Annotated in this window: 14 protein-coding genes; 6 read left to right on the plus strand and 8 right to left on the minus strand. The window is 67.1% G+C overall.

From position 1 onward, the window contains the following. Positions 1-335 precede the first annotated feature (335 nt). From kdgD to ACI2KI_RS13560, 3 genes are all read left to right on the plus strand, one after another. Positions 336-1,280: a 5-dehydro-4-deoxyglucarate dehydratase gene (kdgD, locus tag ACI2KI_RS13550; RefSeq protein ID WP_404620879.1), complete on the plus strand. Its 945-nt coding sequence runs from the start codon at positions 336-338 to the stop codon at positions 1,278-1,280. 61 nt (positions 1,281-1,341) lie between these two features. Further along, the gene (locus ACI2KI_RS13555; protein WP_313102999.1) at positions 1,342-2,241 is read left to right on the plus strand and encodes a LysR substrate-binding domain-containing protein; all 900 of its coding nucleotides are present in this window, start codon (positions 1,342-1,344) and stop codon (positions 2,239-2,241) included. A 10-nt stretch (positions 2,242-2,251) separates the two neighbouring features. Next, positions 2,252-3,829, plus strand: a complete 1,578-nt coding sequence (locus ACI2KI_RS13560) for a carboxylesterase/lipase family protein (protein WP_404620881.1) — start codon at positions 2,252-2,254, stop codon at positions 3,827-3,829. On the opposite strand, the gene ACI2KI_RS13565 is transcribed toward ACI2KI_RS13560, so the two are convergent. The 3 genes from ACI2KI_RS13565 to ACI2KI_RS13575 are packed head-to-tail and all read right to left on the minus strand — an operon-like array spanning position 3,826 to position 8,212. Further along, positions 3,826-5,022 carry an SGNH/GDSL hydrolase family protein gene (locus ACI2KI_RS13565; protein ID WP_404620883.1) on the minus strand — a complete coding sequence of 399 codons (1,197 nt, stop codon included), beginning with the start codon at positions 5,020-5,022 and terminating at the stop codon, positions 3,826-3,828. The two genes, ACI2KI_RS13560 and ACI2KI_RS13565, sit on opposite strands and share 4 nt — an antisense overlap. Then, positions 5,010-6,857, minus strand: coding sequence for a hypothetical protein (locus ACI2KI_RS13570; protein ID WP_404620885.1), 1,848 nt, complete (start codon positions 6,855-6,857; stop codon positions 5,010-5,012). The genes ACI2KI_RS13565 and ACI2KI_RS13570 overlap by 13 nt, the downstream gene beginning before the upstream one ends. After that, positions 6,857-8,212 (minus strand): MFS transporter, encoded by a 1,356-nt coding sequence (locus ACI2KI_RS13575; RefSeq protein WP_404620887.1) that lies wholly within the window; start codon positions 8,210-8,212, stop codon positions 6,857-6,859. Before ACI2KI_RS13575 ends, ACI2KI_RS13570 begins: the two co-directional genes overlap by 1 nt. A 346-nt stretch (positions 8,213-8,558) precedes the next feature. On the opposite strand from ACI2KI_RS13575, the gene ACI2KI_RS13580 reads away from it, so the two are divergent. From ACI2KI_RS13580 to ACI2KI_RS13590, 3 genes are all read left to right on the plus strand, one after another. Further along, positions 8,559-11,351, plus strand: a complete 2,793-nt coding sequence (locus ACI2KI_RS13580) for a TonB-dependent receptor (protein ID WP_404620889.1) — start codon at positions 8,559-8,561, stop codon at positions 11,349-11,351. A 176-nt stretch (positions 11,352-11,527) separates the two neighbouring features. Beyond that, complete coding sequence (locus ACI2KI_RS13585) at positions 11,528-11,881, plus strand: hypothetical protein (protein WP_404620891.1); 354 nt, start codon at positions 11,528-11,530, stop codon at positions 11,879-11,881. Between the two features lie 32 nt (positions 11,882-11,913). Further along, complete coding sequence (locus ACI2KI_RS13590) at positions 11,914-13,068, plus strand: GNAT family N-acetyltransferase (protein WP_404620893.1); 1,155 nt, start codon at positions 11,914-11,916, stop codon at positions 13,066-13,068. 18 nt (positions 13,069-13,086) lie between these two features. On the opposite strand, the gene ACI2KI_RS13595 is transcribed toward ACI2KI_RS13590, so the two are convergent. The 5 genes from ACI2KI_RS13595 to ACI2KI_RS13615 form a co-directional block, all read right to left on the minus strand. Continuing rightward, positions 13,087-14,679, minus strand: coding sequence for a hypothetical protein (locus tag ACI2KI_RS13595; RefSeq protein WP_404620895.1), 1,593 nt, complete (start codon positions 14,677-14,679; stop codon positions 13,087-13,089). A 69-nt stretch (positions 14,680-14,748) separates the two neighbouring features. Further along, entirely contained in the window at positions 14,749-15,972 is a 1,224-nt protein-coding gene (locus ACI2KI_RS13600; protein WP_404620897.1) for a dicarboxylate/amino acid:cation symporter, read from the minus strand. A gap of 102 nt (positions 15,973-16,074) precedes the next feature. Further along, entirely contained in the window at positions 16,075-17,004 is a 930-nt protein-coding gene (locus ACI2KI_RS13605) for a DUF6999 family protein (RefSeq protein ID WP_404620899.1), read from the minus strand. After that, positions 17,001-17,741 (minus strand): iron-containing redox enzyme family protein, encoded by a 741-nt coding sequence (locus ACI2KI_RS13610; RefSeq protein ID WP_404620901.1) that lies wholly within the window; start codon positions 17,739-17,741, stop codon positions 17,001-17,003. Before ACI2KI_RS13610 ends, ACI2KI_RS13605 begins: the two co-directional genes overlap by 4 nt. Then, the gene (locus ACI2KI_RS13615) at positions 17,681-18,817 is read right to left on the minus strand and encodes a beta-ketoacyl-ACP synthase III (protein WP_404620903.1); all 1,137 of its coding nucleotides are present in this window, start codon (positions 18,815-18,817) and stop codon (positions 17,681-17,683) included. Before ACI2KI_RS13615 ends, ACI2KI_RS13610 begins: the two co-directional genes overlap by 61 nt. Positions 18,818-18,844: the final 27 nt, after the last annotated feature.

Here is an 18,844-nt window from a genome sequence, read left to right on the forward strand (position 1 = left end):
GGACGGGTTCAGGCTCTCGCCCGACAGATCCCCGCCCACCTTCTCGCCGCCGATCCAGTGCGAAAGCTCAAGCGTGTCCGTCATGGGAAAGTCCTCTGGCCTGGTCTTGGAACGCTAGTGTCTAGCGATGCGGCCGCTGAATGCGAACCCTCAAGAGGGCATGGATCAAGAGCGTTTGCGCATCGATTCGGTCCGGCGAGATCAAGCCAAATCCGGCATCGGTCGATAGCTCCTTTGGCTTAGACCGGCATGATTGGTCTCGATACGGTCCTGCTCAGACGCGAAATTGCAGAGCGCCGTTGGGGCCGCTCGTCCGCGAGAAGACAGGGAATTCCATGTCCAGAATGACCCCGGCGGAGATGGCCGCCACGATCGGCGGCGGCCTGCTCTCCTTCCCGGTGACCCATTTCGACGCCCAGGGGCAGTTTGTCGAAGCCGCCTACCGCGAGCACTGCGACTGGATGCTTCAGAATGACCTCGCGGGTCTCTTCGCCGCGGGCGGGACGGGTGAATTCTTCTCGCTGAAGCCGGATGAGGTTGAAGCCGTCGTCAAGGCTGCGGTCGCCGAAACCCGGGGCCGGACGCCGGTCGTCGCCGGCGCCGGTCATGGGACCGCCGCCGCCGTCGCCATGGCCCAGTCGGCCGAGGCCGCCGGCGCCGACGGCGTGTTGCTGCTGCCGCCCTATCTGATGTTCCCGGGGCAGGAAGGCCTGGCCGCCCACGTCGAGGCGGTCTGCAAGGCGACCAAGCTGGGCGTCATCGTCTACAACCGCGACAACGCCATCCTGAACGCCGATACGCTTGAGAAGCTGTGCGAGCGCAATCCGAACCTGGTCGGTTTCAAGGACGGCGTCGGCGACATCGAACTGATGATGCAGGTCTATGCCCGGATGGGCGATCGTCTGACCTATATCGGCGGTCTGCCGACGGCCGAGACCTTTGCTCCGGCCTATCTGGAGATGGGCGTGACGACCTATTCGTCGGCCATCTTCAACTTCGTGCCGGACTTCGCGCTGAACTTCTACAAGGCGGTGCGCGCGCGCGATCACGAGACCATCATGGCGGGCCTGCGCGACTTCGTGCTGCCCTACATCGCCCTGCGCAACAAGGGCAAGGGCTACGCCGTGTCGATCGTCAAGGCGGGCATGACGGCCATCGGCCGCACCGCCGGTCCGGTGCGCACGCCGCTGGTCGACCTCAAGGACAGTGAATTCGCCGAGCTTCAGGCCCTGATCGCGCGTGTCCAGCCTGCCGCTGCAAAGCGGGCGGCGAACGGCTAGGCCATGACCTGTTCCCATCGGATCGAAGCGCCTAGGCTGACCGATCCGATGGAGGGCGGACATGTTTGAACTGAGCCAATTGCGCTGCTTCGTGGCTGTGGCCGAGGAGCTTCACTTCGGTCGCGCGGCCACGCGCCTCAACATGACCCAGCCGCCGTTGAGCCGGCAGGTGCAACTGCTGGAACGCATTCTCGGCGTGGTCTTGCTGGACCGCACCAGCCGGTCTGTCCGGCTGACGCCCGCCGGCCGCGCCTTTCTGATCGAGGCGCGGCGCATCCTGCGGCTGGCCGAGTCCGCGTCCCTGGCGACGCGGCGGATCGCCAGCGGCGAGGCGGGCCGGGTGGCCATCGGTTTCACCGCTGCCTCCGGCTACAGCTTCCTGCCCAAACTGGTCGAACTGGCGCGCGAACGCCTGCCCAGCGTCGATCTGGCGCTGCGGGAAATGGTGACGGGCGAGCAGATCGAGGCCTTGCTGACCGGGCGCATCGACCTGGGTCTGATCCGTCCGCCCCTGAACCGGCCGGAGTTCGACAAGCTGCGGGTCATGACCGAGCCCCTGGTGGCGGCTTTGCCGTCCGGCGACCCTCGGCTCGACAAGGCCGTGGTGTCGTTAGGTGATTTCGACGCCCTGCCGATGATCATGTATGCGCCCGAGGGCGCCGGCTATTTCCACGGCATGCTCAGCGGCCTGTTCGATGCGGCCGGGGTTTCGCCGCAGCAGGTCCAGCACATGAGCCAGATCCACTCGATCCTGGCGTTGGTGCACGCGCGCATCGGCGCGGCCATCGTCCCGGAGGCGGCGATGCGCCTGCATTTCGACGGGGTCGAATTCCGTCCGCTGGACATCTCTCCGGCGCGCCCGGTCGAACTGTTCGTGGCCTGGCGGCGCGACAACGACAATCCCAGTCTGAAGCCTCTGCTTGATCTGTTCAGAGCCCAGGTCGAGGACGAAACGCCATGAGAGAGGCCGCATGACCCTGGACCCGAGCCGTCGCACCTTTTGCACCATGGGCGCTGGCCTGGCCCTTTCCGCCATGGCCGGCGGCGGGGTCCACGCCGAAGCGGCGAGCCCGGTGGCCGACACCCGCCATGGCCGGGTGCGCGGCTATGTCGATCGGGACATCAAGGTCTTCAAGGGCGTGCGCTACGGCGCCGACACCAGCAACCGTCGCTTTCGACCGGCGGAGAAGCCTGCGGCGTGGCGAGGCGTGGCCGACGCCACGGCCTATGGCCATGCTTCGCCGCAGAAGACCAATGAGCCGGACCAGAGCGAAGACTGCCTGTTCCTGAATGTCTGGACACCGGCGCTGGCCGACGGCGGGGCCCGGCCGGTCATGGTCTATGTTCACGGCGGGGCGCACGCCAACGGTTCGGGCTCCAGCCCCCTGTATGACGGCGCAGCCCTGTGCCGACGCGGCAACGTGGTGGTGGTGACGCTTAATCACCGGCTGAACGTCTTTGGCTACAGCGGTCTGGGACAGCTGCTGGGCGGTGAGTTCGCGGCCTCGGGCAGCGTCGGCAATCTGGATCTGATCCTGGCGCTGGAATGGGTCAGGGACAACATCGCCGGCTTTGGCGGTGATCCCGCGAACGTCATGGTCTTCGGTCAGTCAGGCGGCGGAGCCAAGCTGGTGACCCTGATGGCCATGCCGCGCGCGGCAGGCCTCTATCACCGCGTCATCACCATGAGCGGCCAGCACGTCACCGCCATGGAGCCGCAGCACGCGGAACTGCGGATGCGGCGTTTCCTCGATCATCTGGGGCTGACGGCGGATCGCGCGGCGGAGCTGACGACCCTGCCGGCCGGACGTCTGGTCGAGGCGCTTCAGATGGCGGACCCCCTGGAGAAGGGCGGGATCTACTTCCACTCGGTGATGGATCACCATAGCTTGCCGAGACACCCGTTCGTGCCCGATGCGCCGCGCGAGAGCGGCCACATCCCCATGATCATCGGCAATACCCACGATGAATTCGGCGGCGGGGCGGCGGGAGGCCCCGGGGCGCCGGAAATCACCTGGGACAACATCGCGCCGCGCCTCGCGCCAGAGTTCGTGCTGGACCTCAATGCCCAGTACGTCGTCGACTGGTACCGCGCCCGTTTCCCGCAGATGACGCCCCGGGAGGTGTTCGTCGCCGCCGCGACGTGCGGCCGTTCCCGCCCCGGACACCTGATCCAGGCGGAGGAACGCGCCAAACTGAACGGTCCGACCTGGATGTATCAGCTGGACTTCGCCTCTCCTGTCGAGCCATGGCGCGGCGCCTATCATGGCTTCGACATCGGCCTGGCGTTCGACAACTGCGACAAGACCGAAGCCAAGGCGGGGGCCGGGCCGGATGCGAAGCGGGCGGCCGAGGCCATGAGCGAAACCTTCATCGCCTTCGCCCGGACCGGGGATCCCAACAACGCCGCCATCCCGCTCTGGGAGCGCTACACCCTGCCGGAACGGGCGACGATGATCTTCGATGTGAACAGCCGCGCCGAGAACGACCCGCGCGCCGACGAGCGCCGCCTGTTCCAGACCGCGCCCTTCCTCAAGCAGGGCACCTAGTCGCAGGCGTCCAGCGGAATGGCCTCGGCCATGGCCTGGTAGCCGGCGTCCGACGGGTGCAGCCAGTCGCCGCTGTGGAAGGCCGCTTGCAGGCGAGAAGGCGCGACGGGATCGCGAAGCGCGGCGTCGAAGTCGACCACGCCATCGGCTTCGGTCTGGGCGCGCAGCCAGGCGTTGACGGCCTGCCGCACCGCCTCGCCTTCCGGCGTGAAATAGTTGGCGCCTTCGAACGGCGGCACCGTCGCCAGCACGGCCTTGAGCCCCGCCGCATGGGCGCGGCGGATGACCTGACGATAGCCGGCGATCAGATCCGCGGCGCTTACCGCCTGATGGGCGTACTGGGGCCGCGAAGGGCGGCCGATGTCGTTGACGCCTTCCAGCAGGATCAGGCAGCGCGCGCCCGCAGGGACCAGGGCGTCGGCGTCCAGACGCTCCAGACCCGACGGACCCGAGCCCTGATGCAGCAGGCGGTTTCCGCCGATGCCGGCGTTGATGACCGCCCACGGACGACTGGCTTCCACCAGACGCGCGGCCAGCCGTTCAGGCCAGCCGCCGGGGCCGTCCGGCAAGGCGCCGGTGCCCTCGGTGATCGAATCGCCAAAGGCCACGATGACGCCGGGCGGCGCGGCGCTTTCCACCTCGATCCCGGCCAGCAAGACGCCGAGACGCATGGGCGCGCTCTCGACGCCGTCCGCGCTCCGCATTGTCTGGCGCCAGCGATGGGTGGGAAGGCGGGTGGCATGAGGCAGGGCGATGCTGACCTTCACCTCATCCAGAGCCGCGACCGGCAGATCGACCGGATCCGACACCAGCGGCGCGCCGGCCGGCATGATTGATGAACGCTCGCCGTTGAAACGCACCTCGCGCGTCATGCCCCCGAGGTGAACGGTCACCGCGTCCAGGGTGATCGGCTCGGCGCCATAGGCGTTCGACAGTCGCAAGCGGAGGCGCTTGCCCGACGCCGTCACCGTCACGACATGGCTCAGGGTCACGCCTTCGACGACGTTTGGCCCCAGCGGACCGCGCACGTCCCGGGGGTTGGGCGCTGACGCCGGCCCTGCCGGTCCCGCCGCGGACGATGGCGCAAAGGCGTAGGCGGCCACCCAACGTTCCTGTGCGGCGACGGCCGGGCCGGCCGCCATTAGCGACAGGCCCAGCGCGCCGGCGAGCGCGCGTCGCCCTAGCGTCGCCAAGGGAACTTCAGGGTGGGCGCATTGACGTATCGGTCCATGGTCAGGACCAGCCGCGCGCCCGCGCCCGGCGCCAGGGTCAGGCTGAAGTCGGCGGCGTTCACCGCCCGGCGGCTTTCGCCGATCTGGACGTCGCGGATGCGATGCTCGCCATAGCCGCCGCCCTGGATGATGACGGTGCGGGCCTGCGTCTGGCTGAGATTGATCAGGGTGACGCCGGTTTCGGTCGCCGTCATCCGGTCGATCAGGGCGGCGGTGTCCGGCGGCAGACCCGCGCGGCGGGCGTCGGCGTCGAAGTAGCGCAGCCGGGCGAACAGGGGCGATCCGCCCGCATTGGCGCTGCTCGGCGCCCACGAGGGCCGGGCGATGTGCAGGGCGCCCATGGTCTGATGCATCAGGGCGGTGACGCTGCACGGATTGACGTCCAGCACCCCGTCGGCCAGCCGCGTGTCCGGCGTGGTCGTATCCTCGCGCTGAGCCCTGGCGCGTTCGGCCACCTTGCCCAAGTCGGCGCGCAGGGCAGTCTCGACCCAGTCGGGATTACGGCCTTCCAGATAGGCGACCCAGGGATGGTCGGGCGCCCGGCGGCGGTCGCTCTCCTTCATCGACAGCCACCAGATGTCGAGCGAATTGTTCAGATGCAGACCGTCGCGCCAGCCATACCAGCCGTCGTCGCCGTACATGGTCGGCGTCTGCACCTTGCTGTCGACGGTGCGTTTCTGGGCGTTGATGCGGTCAGCCTGGGCGCGCCAGGTCTGCAGATACTTGTCGTCGCCGGTCAGCAGATAGGCGTTGAAGAAGCCCATGGCCGTGCGCGGCACGCGGTTGCGGTCCTCACGCTTGCCAGTGACCGGGTTCACCGGGCTGAAGCCCCAGCCGTAGGCCCCGCCCCACCACTTGCCGTCGGCCGCCGATCCGATCACCCCGTCCAGCCCGACGTTGGACGGCAGGATGTCGTCGTTCGCCTTGGCCCGCTCGGCCCAGGCGTCGATATAGCCCAGCAGCCAGTCACGATACTTCGGCTCCTGTTCCAGCATGAAGGCGTTCAGGGCCAGGGTGGTCGAGAACATGTTCAGCGGGTGGTCGCCGACGACGTCGGTGTATTCCTCGTAGTGCTGAAGCGTCTGTTCGTAGGTCTCTTCGCCGTGCTCCATGAAGAAGTGCGTCGGATCGAAGGGATCGCCGGCCCAGTCCAGAGCCGTCGCCTTGCGCAGCATCGGACCCTTGGAGCCGTTCATCAGACTACGGATGATCCGGTGCTGCGGGTCATAGTTCGGCGCGGTCGGGTCCTCGCCCTTGTAGAGGCCGGCGAAGCGGCGGGCGCGATCGCGGAAGCGGGGATTGTCAGGATCCGACAGGCCCTGGACGTTGAACAGCGTCATCTCTTCGGCGTGATGCTGCCAGTCCAGCTGGACGTTGAACTCCTTGAAGAACATGCCGTCGCGGGCGATTTCGACCTCGGTGGTCCTGGCCTCGGTGAACTGGCGCAGGTGGCCTTCCCAGGCCTGGGTGTACATGGCCTTGATGCGGTCGGGGGCGCCGATGGCGTGCAGCAGGGGCCAGCCGTTGACGTTCTCGATGGCGTCGTCGGGGCCGTCATTGGCGCCCCAGCGCTCGAAGCAGAGGAAGTAGCCGCGCTCGTCGAAATAGCGGGCGTAGAAGGCCTCGCACGCCTCGGTGTTGGCCCGGATCAGCTCGCGTTGCAGCAGGGCCCAGGTCGGCGCGGGCATGGGAGCGACGACCTGGATCGGGGCGGCGTGGGCGGCGTCGGGCTTGAACGCGGTTCCAAGGGCGACCAGGGAGGCGCCGCCGAGGATCTGCCTGCGATCCAGCCGCATCAGGCCTTGGCCTCGGTCGAGTTCAGGGTCAGGCGCTCGATCTTGCCGGTGATCAGGAAGTAGGCGGCGATGACCAGAAGGCAGTGGACGCCGACGAACCACAGAGCCCCGTCGAACGAGCCTGTCGCCGCCACGATGTAGCCGATGACGATGGGGGTCACGATGCCGGCCGAGTTGCCGAAGGTGTTGAAGATGCCGCCGGTCACGCCGACGAACTCACGCGGCGAGGTGTCGGACACCACGGCCCAGCCCAGGGAGGCGATCCCCTTGCCGAAGAAGGCCACGGCCATGACGACCACGATCAAGGCCGAGTTGTCGATATAGGCGCACGCGATGATCAGGGCCGACAGCAGCATGCCGATCAGCAGCGGCGTCTTGCGGGCGATGGTCAGCGAACCGGTCTTCTTCAGCAGGGCGTCCGAGATGATCCCGCCCAGAACGCCGCCGACGAAGCCGCACAGGGCCGGGGCGGCCGCGGCGAAGCCGGCCTCGAGAATGTTCAGGCCGCGCTCCTTGACCAGATAGATCGGGAACCAGGTCACGAAGAAGTAGGTCAGGACATTGATGCCGTACTGGCCGATGAAGACGCCCATCAGCATGCGGCTGCCCAGCACCTGTTTGACGTTGGCCCATGTGAAGGCGGCCGACTTCGACACGGTGCGATCTTCCATGCGGGTCAGGCCGCCGCCGGCTTCGATGTAGTCCAGTTCCGCCTTGTTGACGCCGGGGTGATCGACCGGGCTGCGCACCATCTTCCAGAAGACGAAGGCGGCGATCAGGCCCAGGCCGCCCATGACGAAGAAGACCGAGTGCCAGTCGAAGGTGTGCACCAGCCAGCCCATGAAGGGGGCGAAGACGACCAGCGAAAAGTACTGCGCCGAGTTGAAAATGGCCGAGGCCGTGCCGCGCTCGGAGCCCGGGAACCAGGCGGCGACCAGCCGTGCATTGCCGGGGAAGGAGGGGCTTTCGGCCAGACCCACCATGAAGCGCATGGCGAACAGGCCGGCGAAGATCGCGCCGCCCGTCAGGAAGCCCGAAAAGCCCTGGACCAGGGTGAAGAAGGACCAGGCGGCGATAGCGATGGTGTAGATCAGCTTGGTGCCGAAACGGTCCAGCAGGGCGCCGCCCGGGATCTGTCCGATCACATAGGCCCAGGCGAAGGCCGACATGATGTAGCCCATCTGGATGGGGTTGAGCCCCAGGTCCCTGGACGCCGCGTCGCCTGCGATCGAGAAGGTCGCACGGTCGGCGTAGTTGATCGTGGTCAGCAGAAAGATCAGCAACAGGATGCCGTATCGCATACGCGTGCGGCGCTGGGTCGCAGGGGCGGCGGACGCAATTGTCCCGTCGATCATCTGTGCGTTTCCTCGATCTGCGAGACCAGACCGGGGACGCCGATCGCCGCTGGCCGTCTCTCCCTTGCAGCGCCTCTTCGGGCGCCTTTGGAATGACGATAATCAGGAAGTTCGGCGATCGTCTAAGCTAAAATCCTTATCGATCGATCCAGAAATGGCATCAGTGGGAAACCGGTATCAGTTCATATCCTGCATTGGTTCATGCCTTCTTCGGATTGGCGTGCATCGATCCGGTGAACCTATCGTCATTCTGCGAGATCGGGCGACCGGCAGCGACGCGGGTTCGCAGGATCTCGCGGCCCATAGAGAGACCGGCGAAACGTCGGCGATAGGGAGGGAAGAGACGATGCGTTCCAGGCATGGATTCCAATTTGCGTTGAAAGCCGGGGCGTCGGCTCTGGCGGTGATGGCGGCCAGCGTCGCCAGCGGCGCCTACGCCCAGTCCGCGGAGACGCAGGACGAACCGGCGACCCAGGTGGACGAAATCGTCGTCACCGGGTTCCGCGCCAGCCTTCAGGGCGCGATCAACGCCAAGCGCCGCGAGAGCGGCGTGGTCGACGTCATCAAGGCCGAGGACATCGCCGACTTCCCTGATCTGAACCTGGCGGAATCGCTGCAGCGCGTGCCGGGCGTCACCATCAGCCGCGCCAACGGCGAGGGCCGCCAGATTTCGGTGCGCGGCCTGGGTTCGGAATACACCCGCGTCCGGGTCAACGGCATGGAGGCGATCGCCACCACGGGCGGCACGGTCAACTCGGGCGGCACCAACCGTTCGCGCGGCTTCGACTTCAACATGTTCGCGTCCGAGCTGTTCAACAGCCTGACGGTGCGCAAGTCGGCCTCGGCGGACGTCGAGGAAGGCTCGCTGGGCGCCACCGTCGACCTGCAGACCGCCCGCCCGTTCGACTATCGCGAGCCGACGGTCGTGATGGGTGTCCAGGCCAGCTACAACGACCTGGCGCGGGACGTGAAGCCGCGCTTCACCCTGCTGGCCTCGAACACCTGGATGGACGGCAAGTTCGGCGCCCTGTTCTCGGCGGCCTATGAAGAGCGTCACATCCTCGAGGAAGGCGCCAACATCACGCGCTGGACCTTCGGCGGGGCGAACGGCGGCTTCAATCCCTCATCGACGCTGAACGGCTATACGATCGGGCAGATCAACAACACCAATACGTCCACGGCGCTCTACCACCCGCGGATTCCCTCCTACGTCCAGTATGATCACAACACCGAACGCCTGGGCCTGACCGGTTCGCTTCAGTTCAAGCCTGACGATCAGACGACGCTGACGCTGGACGTTCTCTACTCCGACGTGAAGAGCACGCGAGACGAAGCCCAGCTCCAGGCCATCGGTTTCAGCCGTGGAGGAACGGGCAAGCCGCAGACCGTAATCCGCTCCGGCACCGTCGACGGGCGCAACATCGTTCAGGGCGTGTTCGACGCCGTGGACGTGCGTTCCCAGTCAGCCCATGACGAGCTGGAAACCCAGTTCCAGCAATACACCTTCACCGCGACGCGTAATTGGACAGACCGTTTCCGCTCCGGCTTCATCGGCGGCTATTCGCGTTCGGAATTCACCAACCCCGTGTCGACAATCGTCACCTTCGACCGGGCGAACACCAACGGCTTTTCCTACGACTTCACGTCGCGGATGCCCAAGTTCGACTTTGGCTTCGATCTGACCAACCCGGCCAACTGGTCGATGATCAATGGCACCTCCGAAGTCCGTATTCGTCCGAGCGCGGTGACCAACACCTTCACGACCGCCAAGGCCTACGGCGAGTTCGACGCCAACGAGAACATCACCCTGAAGGGAGGAATCGACTTCCGCCGCTTCCATTTCGACTCCGAGGGCCTCTATCGGACGTCTGAAACCGTCGTGCAGACCTTGACGCCCCAGCAACTGGCCGACGTGTCGAGGGTCTTTTCGGGCTTTGGTCGTAATCTCGGCCTGCCCTCGGGGGCTCCGACCAGCTGGCTTGCGCCGGATCTCAACAAGTTCATCGCGACATACGACATCTACTCGGGCAACGGCATCTACGCCCTGACCGGTCTGAACAACTCTTCGGCGCGTGGACAGTACATCACCGTCGATGAGAAGGATCTGGGCGCCTACCTGCAGGCCGACTTCCATTTCGACGCGTTTGGCCTGAATTGGCGCGGCGACCTCGGCGCCCGTTACGTCCTGACCGAGCAGTATTCGGACGGCTATGCGGCCGTGGGTTCGACCATCCAGCTGGTTCGCGCCCGTCGCGACTACGACATGCTCCTGCCGTCAGCGAACCTCGCGGTCGACCTGACGGACACGGTGGTGGCGCGCATCTCGGCCGCCCAGACCATCGCCCGGCCTTCAATCAGCGTGCTGACGCCCGGCGGCGACGTCGGCATCCAGGGCGCCAACCGCAGCTTCTCGTCGGGAAATCCCAATATTGATCCGACCAAGTCCGACAATCTGGACCTGTCGCTCGAATGGTACCCCGACGCCGACAGCCTGTTCGCCGTTGGCCTGTTCTACAAGAAGATCAACTCGTTCGTGCAAAACCTGAGGCAGGACATTCCGTTCAATCAGCTTGGTCTGCCCAACTCGCTGCTTGACGGCACCTCGGCCCTGCCGACCGATCTCTTCGCTGTGAGCCAGCCGGTCAACTCGCCGGGCGGGGAGTTGAAGGGCTTCGAGATCAATGTCCAGAAACGTCTGAGCTTCCTGCCCGGCTGGATGGAGAACTTCGGCGTTCAGGCCAACTACACCTTCGTCGATTCCGAGATCGAGTACCTGACCTCGACGACGCCGGGCGCTCCCACCATCACCCAGACGCTGACGGGTCTGTCCAAGAACGCCTGGAACGCCACCCTCTACTACGAGACCGACAAGTTCAGCATTCGCGGCTCCGTAGCTTATCGCGACGGCTATCTGACGGCGGTTCCGGGCAATGACGGCAACAGCGTCCATGGCACCAACGAGACCATGAACTTCGACATGCAGGCCTCTTACAACATAAGCGACAAGCTGAAGGTCAGCATCGAAGGCATCAACCTGACGGACGAGTTCAACGACCAGTACGTTGACGCCAGCAATCGTCTGAACGTCTACAGCCACACCGGCCGTCAGTTCTTCGTGGGGCTTCGCTACACCTTCTGAGCAGGCTCCTCTCCTGGCCTGCGCTTGGCGCCGTCCCTCGACGAGGGGCGGCGCTCTTTTATTAGGAAACCGGCATTGCATCGCTTCACCGCCGCCCCTCACCGGTCCTGACAGATCTGGAACCAAATCGATCAAGGCCCCGTTTGTCGCACGGCTGAGGTGTGAGGGGTTGCACGATGCACGTTGACGTCATCGAGGGTTTCGACGCGCTCAAGGGCGTGCGCGGCGACTGGGAGGCGGTCTATGCGGCAGACCCCGAAGTGAGCCTGTTCATGTCATGGCGCTGGATGGCCGACTGGCTGGCCGCCCGCCCGACGGTCTGGCTGGTGCTCGCGGCCAAGGAGTCGCCGACGGACGACCGCTATGTCGCCTTCCTGCCGCTACGGATGCGGGTTCATTTCGACAAGGAGCGGGGCTTCGTCAACGAGCCGCCGGCGGCGGCTATGCCGACTACGCGGGCCTGCTGGCCCGGCCCGACGTCGAGGCGGCGGCGATTTCAGCCTTCACCGACCATCTGCGCAAGAAGCTGAACTGGGCCAAATTGACGCTGGAGAACCTGCGGATGTCCGAACGCCGGCGCCGGCTCTTCCTCTCGGCCTTCGACGAGCGCCGCTTCGTCCACAAGGACATCGACTATGTCGACAAGGTCGCCGGGACCGACCACAGCATCTGCCCCTCGATCGCCCTGCCCTCGGACTGGGACGCCTATCTGGAAACCCTCAGCGCCAACAACCGGCAGAAGATCAGGCGCTGGCTGCGCAAGGTCGAGGCGTCCGAGGACTACGAGATCACCCTGTCGGACAGTGAAACCTACGCCCGCGACATCGACATGCTGATGGGCCTGTGGAAGAGCAAATGGGGCCGCCGCAAGGGCGCCCGCACAGACGACCTCGTCCGCTGCAACCGCGCCATGCTGACCCGCGCCGCCCGCAACGGAACCCTGTTCCTGCCGGTCTTCCGGCACGCCGGACGGCCGGTGGCCGCACTGGCCATCCTGGTCGACCCGGTCAAGAAGGCCATGCTGTTCGTCATCACCGGCCGGGACGAGAGCTACGACGAGGCGCCCGCCGGCTATCTGCTGCACGCCTTCAGCATTCGCCACGCCATAGCCCAGGGCCTGGCCACCTATGACTTCCTGCGCGGCGACGAGCCGTACAAATACCTGTTCGCGCCGGGGGATGACCGGTTGCGCGCTTGTTCTGTGGCGACCCGCAGCGGGGAAAACCTCGGCGGAGCGCTGGACCCCCGATGCCTGGAGCGCATGCGCGACATGGCGCTCAACCTCGAGAAGAAGAGCGAGATCGCCGCCGCGGAACGTGCCTATCGGCAGATCCTGACCATGCGCCCCGACGACGCCCTGACGCTCTATCGCCTCGGACGCCTGCTGGCGGCGCGGGCCGAACACGCCGAGGCCGCGCGTCTGCTTGCCCGCTCGACGGCGATCGACCCCGGCGGCGACAACGCCTGGCTGAAGCTGGCGCACTCGCTCCACGCCCTCGGCGACGACGCCGCCGCGCTCGCCGCCTGCCGCCAGGTCGTTCGCCTGAAACCGACGAACGAAGAGGCCAAGCGCCTCATCGTGCATCTGGCCCTCGCGGGTCGAAGGGGGCCGGCCGTGGTGTTCGGCGCCGAAGACAGCCCGGCTCCAACCTGGAACCAACTCAGCGCGGCGGCATGGCGCCTCCCCCGCCCCGCCGTCGCCCTGGCCCGCCCCTAGGCCCCCGTTCCGCTCGCGTCACGTCGCTCGCGTCGCCAGCGGCGGCGCGGCCGTGACGGCCTGGACCTGCGGCGCGGTCAGCGGGGTTCTGCAAGCCGCCTCGATCACCCTGCCCTCCTGCGTCTTGTAGCGTACCGGCTGCGACACCGCGCAGCGCGCCTGAACGGCGCGGAACATGGCCTCGCCCTCGACCATGGGATCGACCTCCTCGATCGCCGCAATCTTGGGGTCTCCCGACAGGACGCCGCATCGGTCCTCGGTCGCCAGTTGCAGTCCGTCCATGTTCTCGTAGAAGCCCATGTCGCCGTTGCAATGCTGACCCGCCACATGGTGCAGGGCGGCGCGGCGATAGTCCCGTGCGTCCGGCTGGTTCGCCAGGGTCACCCCCAATGCCGCCAGCCGCGCATCGACGCCCGCCCAACGCGCGGCGCCCGGCCCCTCCACCAGGATCGCCACCGCGCTGTCCGGCCCCAGCAGGGCGCGGAAATCGGCCACGCCGTAGCCCTCGCCGCCCCGCCCGGCGTCCAGCATGGCCTGCCACAGATCGAAGACGTCGCGTGCGCCGCCCGAAGCCTGACGCGTCTCCAGATCGGCCAACCACTGCACGACCACGCCGCAGTCGTAGATGGCCGGCCCCTGACGCAGTCGCGCCGGATCGTAGTCATCGTCGTTCAGCATGTCCCGGCACGCCCTGAGTCGTTTGGTCAAAGCGCCGCGGGCCTGCTCCTCGTTGACCACCCCGGTCGAGACGGCGGCGACCAAGGCGCCGTATTCGGCCATGCCCTCATGCAGCCAGGGGGCGGCTTCACCGTCCTTCATCTTCATGCCGTTGCCGTTCCACAGGTGCAGGCTCTCGTGCCAGACAAAGGTGCCCAGCGGCACCGCCACGTCCGGCGGCGGCGAGGCCCACATATCGCCGTGGAAACGCAGCGAGATGACGCCCGTGTCCGTCACGTCCCCGCGAAAGCCGGTCGGCCCCGGACTGTCGGTCGAGATGATCAGCGTCGGCTCGGTCGGCAGCACATGGCCCAGCCGCGCGCCGTAGAATTTCTGCGCGGCGAAGAAGCCGTCGCGCAACAGGACCGTCAGGGCCGGCGGAGCAGAGGGGCTGGTCACCACCGCCGCGCCCTCACGACGCATCACGGCCTCCTGTGGCCCCAGATAGACATAGCCCTTGACCGCCCCGGCGGTCGGCACGGCGGCCTCGCCCGCGACGGGCCGCGCCGTCAGCTCGGCGTTCATGCCCTGCAGTTCCAGGCCGGGACCATAGAGAACGTGCCCCGCCCCCGCCTGCGACAGGCCCATGTAGATGCGGTTGACCTCGGCGGCGTCGGGGGCGATGCGGATCTCGAAACGGTCGAACGGCGCCTCGCCCTCGACCCCGCCGTCCTTCAGCCTCAGGCCTGGCGTCGTCACCGTCCATAGATCGCGGATGACGCTAGTTGTAAGGAAGGCGACCCGTGTGGTCGGTTCGGCCAGCCGCCAGGTCACGACCACCCCGCCCGGCGCGGTGCGCGCCTCGATGGTCGCCGCCTGCTCGGCAAGCACCGGCGCCGCCGCGCCGCACGCCATCGCCAGGGCGGCGAACGCGCCCGCCAGTCTCTTGCTCATGACGCCTTCCCTCCATCGCCCCGAAAGAAGGAAGCTTGGCCTTAACGGCGAAGCTTGGTCAACCGCCGGTCAGTCGGCGTCCGCGACTTCGCCGCCCTGCACCATCCGCGTCACGGCCATGTCGGCGGTGACATTGCCCAGGGTGCGGAAGATGTCGGGGATGACCTCGACCGCCAGCAGCAGGGGCAGCATCTCCAGCGGCACGCCCATGGCGATGCAGATGGGGGCGATGGAGGCGAAGAAGCTGGCCTGGCCCGGCAGGCCCACGGTGCCGATCGAGATCAGCACGGCCGTCAGCATGGCGGCGAACAGCTGGCCCGCCGAGGGCTCGATGCCGAACAGGTGGGCGCAATAGATGGCCACGCCCAGGTTGGCGACCGGGCTGGTGATGCGGAAGACCGCCACCGCCAGAGGCAGGACCAGGCCCGCCGTGGCCCGCCTGACCCCCAGCATGTCCACCGACCGCTCGACCATGACCGGCAGACTGGCCAGGGACGACTGGGTCGAGAAGGCCACCACCTGGGCCGGCGCCGCCGCCCGGGCGAACCGCCCCAGGCTGACCCGGCCGAAGATCACCGCCAGCGGATAGAAGATCAGGCCGATGCCGATGCAGGCGATGGAGATCAGGGCCACATAGTGCAGCAGAACGCCCGCCGCGCTGGCTCCCGCCATCAGCCCCACCCCGATCGACAGGGCGAAGACGCCCAGGGGCGCCGCCAGCAGCACCCAGCGGACGATGGTGATCATGGTCTCGCCCACCGCCTCGAAGAAGGTGATCAGCGGCAGGCGCAGCCTCTCGGGCAGGCCCGAGGCCGCAAAGCCGAAGAAGACGGCGAAGACCACCATGCCCAGGATGGCGTCCTCGGCCGCCGCGCGGATCGGGTTGGCCGGGGCGATGGTCTTCAGGAACTCGCTGAAGGGCGCGCCGGCGCTCAGGCCTTCCGCGCCCTCGGGCTTGATGGCCAGCAACAGGCGCGCGCCCTCGGGGTCGATGGGCCAAAGGGCGTGCAGGCCATAGGCCGCGCCCACGGCGTAAATCGTGGCGAAGACGATCAGCCCGCCGAACCAGGCCACCGCCCGCATCGCCAGCCGCCCGGTCCGCGCCGCGTCCGCGATGGAGGCGATGCCGGTCACCAGCAGACTGAAGACCAGGGGGATGATCGTCATCCTCAGCGCATTGAGCCACAGCTGGCCCAGGGCCTGGATGAAGTCCGCCGTGGCGTGGCCGCCCGGCAGGCCCCACTTCTGCGCCGCCGCCCCGGCGACAAGGCCCAGCACGAGCGACAGCAGCACCAGAGTGCTGAGAGAGGTCAGAAAGGAACGCGCCGTTTTCATAACGGCGACGCTATCAGCGCCGGTGAAACACGCCAGAGGAAATCGGCGTCGCCGCGCCCCCTAATGCGGCGTGCCCGAATTGGCCGGGTCCAGCGGCAGGCCCGCCGCCTGACGCGCCTTCATCACCCGCAGCCAGCCGTGCATGGCCTCTGAATCCAGCCCGTGCATCATCAGCCGATAACCCGCCTGCAGCGTCGACAGCGCCACCAGCGGATGACCGTTCTTGACGAAGGCCATGTGGTAGCTCGTGCCCAGGATGCGGGCGATATAGATGGCCATCACCTCGTCCAGCTGCAGCGAGCTGGAGGCCCGCACGAAGTCGTCGCGCGGCAGCATCAAGGCGTAGATGGGGGTGTAGAACTCCACCGCCGTCTGCACGTCGACGAAGTTATGCCACTTGCGCGGAAACTCTTCGAACGGCGGGAATTCGTCCGAGATCATGGAGAAGTCGATGCGTTCCGGCGGCGTCAGCTCGCGCCCCTCGGCCCGCAGCACCGTGTTCAGCTCGATGACGAAATTGAAGATGTTCAGGTCGTGCTGAAGGAAGAGATCCGGCTCGATGTCCTTCAGCCGCGTCGGCGTCAGAGGCCACTTGGTCACCTTGTCGCCCACGCCCGCATTCTCGCGCACGAAGGCGGTCAGTTCGGACCCCACGTGGAAGTGGCGCAGGATCACCCGGTTGGCCTCGGGCGTGGCGAAGGTGCGCAGCCCCCAGTGGATGGTCTTGTGCAGCAGGCCGTTCAGGTTCGGATGCTTGGGCGAAATGACCCGCAGCACCTTCACCAGGCAGAAGAAGACGAAGACCAGCGGCCGCGCCACCGGGAAGAACCAGCGCCGCGACCGCGACCGAGCCCCCAGCAGCAGATCACGCTTGGCCCCGTCGTCGATCGGCAGGCTGTGATCGAGATACAGCGCCATCCATGGATCGGGATCCTTGGGATCGAACCGCGCGGGATCGAACGGATCCTCGCCCGGCTTGAAATATCTCACGCCGCGATCTCCTCGATCTGCAGGGCGTAGAGGCGGGCCGTCACCTTGGCCGTCGTGACGATGCGTTCAGCGATGAAGGGATCGGGCAGGACCATGCCCAGCATCTCCTCGAACTCCTTCATGTGCTCGGCGTCGTTGTCGCCGTGATACAGCAGGAAGCGCACCGCCTCGTCGGGCAGGGCCAGGCGCTCCTGCACCTTCAGGCCCCAGGGCCGCGCCTTGATCGAGCCCAGCCCCTCGATGATGAACATGGCGCCCAGCAGGCCAAACGGGTCAGGCTTCGACGCCTCATGGAACATCCAGGCCGACAGGGCCTCGGACCCCACGTTCTTCGGCGCCGACTGGATGTCTTCCAGCGCCCCGCCCGAGGCTGTGAAGTCGGCCTCCAGCAGGCGGAAGTCGCGGTGCTCGGTTACCGCATGGCGCATCAGGGTCGAGCGCAGCTCCAGATGTTCCTCGCCGATATTGGACGCCGCCCGGCTCATCCACAGGGCTCCGTCCTTCACCTGCTGGCGCAGGTTGATCAGGAAGGCGTGGTAGTCGGCGACCTCGAACCGCCCGCGGGTCAGCTTGCGGATCAGCGGCGTCGCCTCCAGCCGCTGCTCGAAGTCAGCGAACACGACCGCCAGCTTGCGCAGAGTGTCGGCGACCGCCGCCTCGGCCTGTTGCTCCGCCATCACACAATCTCCAGCATCATGAAGCCGATCATCGCCCGCCCGCTCTCGGGCACGATGCACAGCACCCTGTCTCCGCGCTTTCCGCGTCCCGACGCCATGAAGGCGTCCAGCATGACCCAGATCGAGGCCGAGCCAACATTGCCGCTGTCGGCCAACGTCGTGAACCACTTCTCTTCCGGGATCATCGCCGCCGTGCTTTCCAGCAGGCCGACGATCTCCTGACGCAGCGACCGCGCCGAGTAATGGCACAACAGGTGGTCGACCTGATCCGGGACGATCCTTCCGGCGTCCACCTTCTCCAGCCAGACCCCGATCCAGGCGCGAATGACGATCTTCAACAGGTCGAAGTCCTGCAACAGGGCCACCGCCCCCGCCGCATGGGCCGCCGCCGGCCCGGCGTGGCTCCAGGCGCTGGTCATGTCGGCGCGCGCTTCGGGCGTCGATCCGGCCCACATGCAGGGATCGAAGCGCCCGGCCAGCGAGGTCATGTCGATCCATTCGACCTTCAGGCTCAGCCCCCCGGGCTTCGGCCTCGGCTCCAGCACCACGGCCCCCGCTCCGTCCGACAGGGTGAAGCGCAGAAAGTCCGCCTCGATCCGCGCCCGCCCCTTCTCGTCCACCAGGGCCGTGCCCTCATAGAAGGCGGGCCGGAACCAACGCGACGAGAACTCGCCCGCACAGGCGGCGGCCACGTCCGCCTCGCCCGCCCGCACGCTCAGCCAGGCTCCCTTGGCCGCCATCAGGGCGCTGGCGCAGACCGACTGATAGCTGAAGGCCTCCAGCGGCCCCGCCCCCAGTTCGGCCTGAACCGCGCTGGCGTGGCCGGGCACCAGATAGTCGCCCTGCGTCGCCGCCGCGCCCAGATGATGCAGATCGCCCAGACCGAGGCCCGCCGCGTCCAGGGCCGCCCGCACGGCGTCCGCGCACATCGAGGCGTTGGAGTGCAGCGGCTCGCCGTCGGCATTCAGGGCGTAGTGCCGCCCCTCGATCCCGTTCCAGCGCAGGGCGCGGCGCCCGACGGCGGACGCCCGCCCGCCGATGCGGCCGATGAAGTCCTCCATCCGGTCGTTGCCGATCCGCTCGCCGGGCAGGACGGCGCCGGTCCCGGTGATGAAGACGTCGCGAAGCATACTCATGGCGCGGACCTTGGCCGCAGGCCCCGA

The sequence above is a fragment of the Brevundimonas sp. NPDC046655 genome, from assembly GCF_044901625.1.
In the GTDB taxonomy this organism is placed as follows: Bacteria; Pseudomonadota; Alphaproteobacteria; order Caulobacterales; family Caulobacteraceae; genus Brevundimonas.

Bases quoted from the DNA above. Each gene is read 5' to 3' on its own strand.
- ACI2KI_RS13560 (WP_404620881.1), top strand. From the start codon at position 2,252: ATGACCCTGGACCCGAGCCGTCGCACCTTTTGCACCATGGGCGCTGGC.
- ACI2KI_RS13575 (WP_404620887.1), bottom strand. From the start codon at position 8,212: ATGATCGACGGGACAATTGCGTCCGCCGCCCCTGCGACCCAGCGCCGC.
- ACI2KI_RS13590 (WP_404620893.1), top strand. From the start codon at position 11,914: ATGTCCGAACGCCGGCGCCGGCTCTTCCTCTCGGCCTTCGACGAGCGC.
- ACI2KI_RS13570 (WP_404620885.1), bottom strand. From the start codon at position 6,857: ATGCGGCTGGATCGCAGGCAGATCCTCGGCGGCGCCTCCCTGGTCGCC.
- kdgD (WP_404620879.1), top strand. From the start codon at position 336: ATGTCCAGAATGACCCCGGCGGAGATGGCCGCCACGATCGGCGGCGGC.
- ACI2KI_RS13585 (WP_404620891.1), top strand. From the start codon at position 11,528: ATGCACGTTGACGTCATCGAGGGTTTCGACGCGCTCAAGGGCGTGCGC.
- ACI2KI_RS13615 (WP_404620903.1), bottom strand. From the start codon at position 18,817: ATGAGTATGCTTCGCGACGTCTTCATCACCGGGACCGGCGCCGTCCTG.
- ACI2KI_RS13595 (WP_404620895.1), bottom strand. From the start codon at position 14,679: ATGAGCAAGAGACTGGCGGGCGCGTTCGCCGCCCTGGCGATGGCGTGC.
- ACI2KI_RS13555 (WP_313102999.1), top strand. From the start codon at position 1,342: ATGTTTGAACTGAGCCAATTGCGCTGCTTCGTGGCTGTGGCCGAGGAG.
- ACI2KI_RS13580 (WP_404620889.1), top strand. From the start codon at position 8,559: ATGCGTTCCAGGCATGGATTCCAATTTGCGTTGAAAGCCGGGGCGTCG.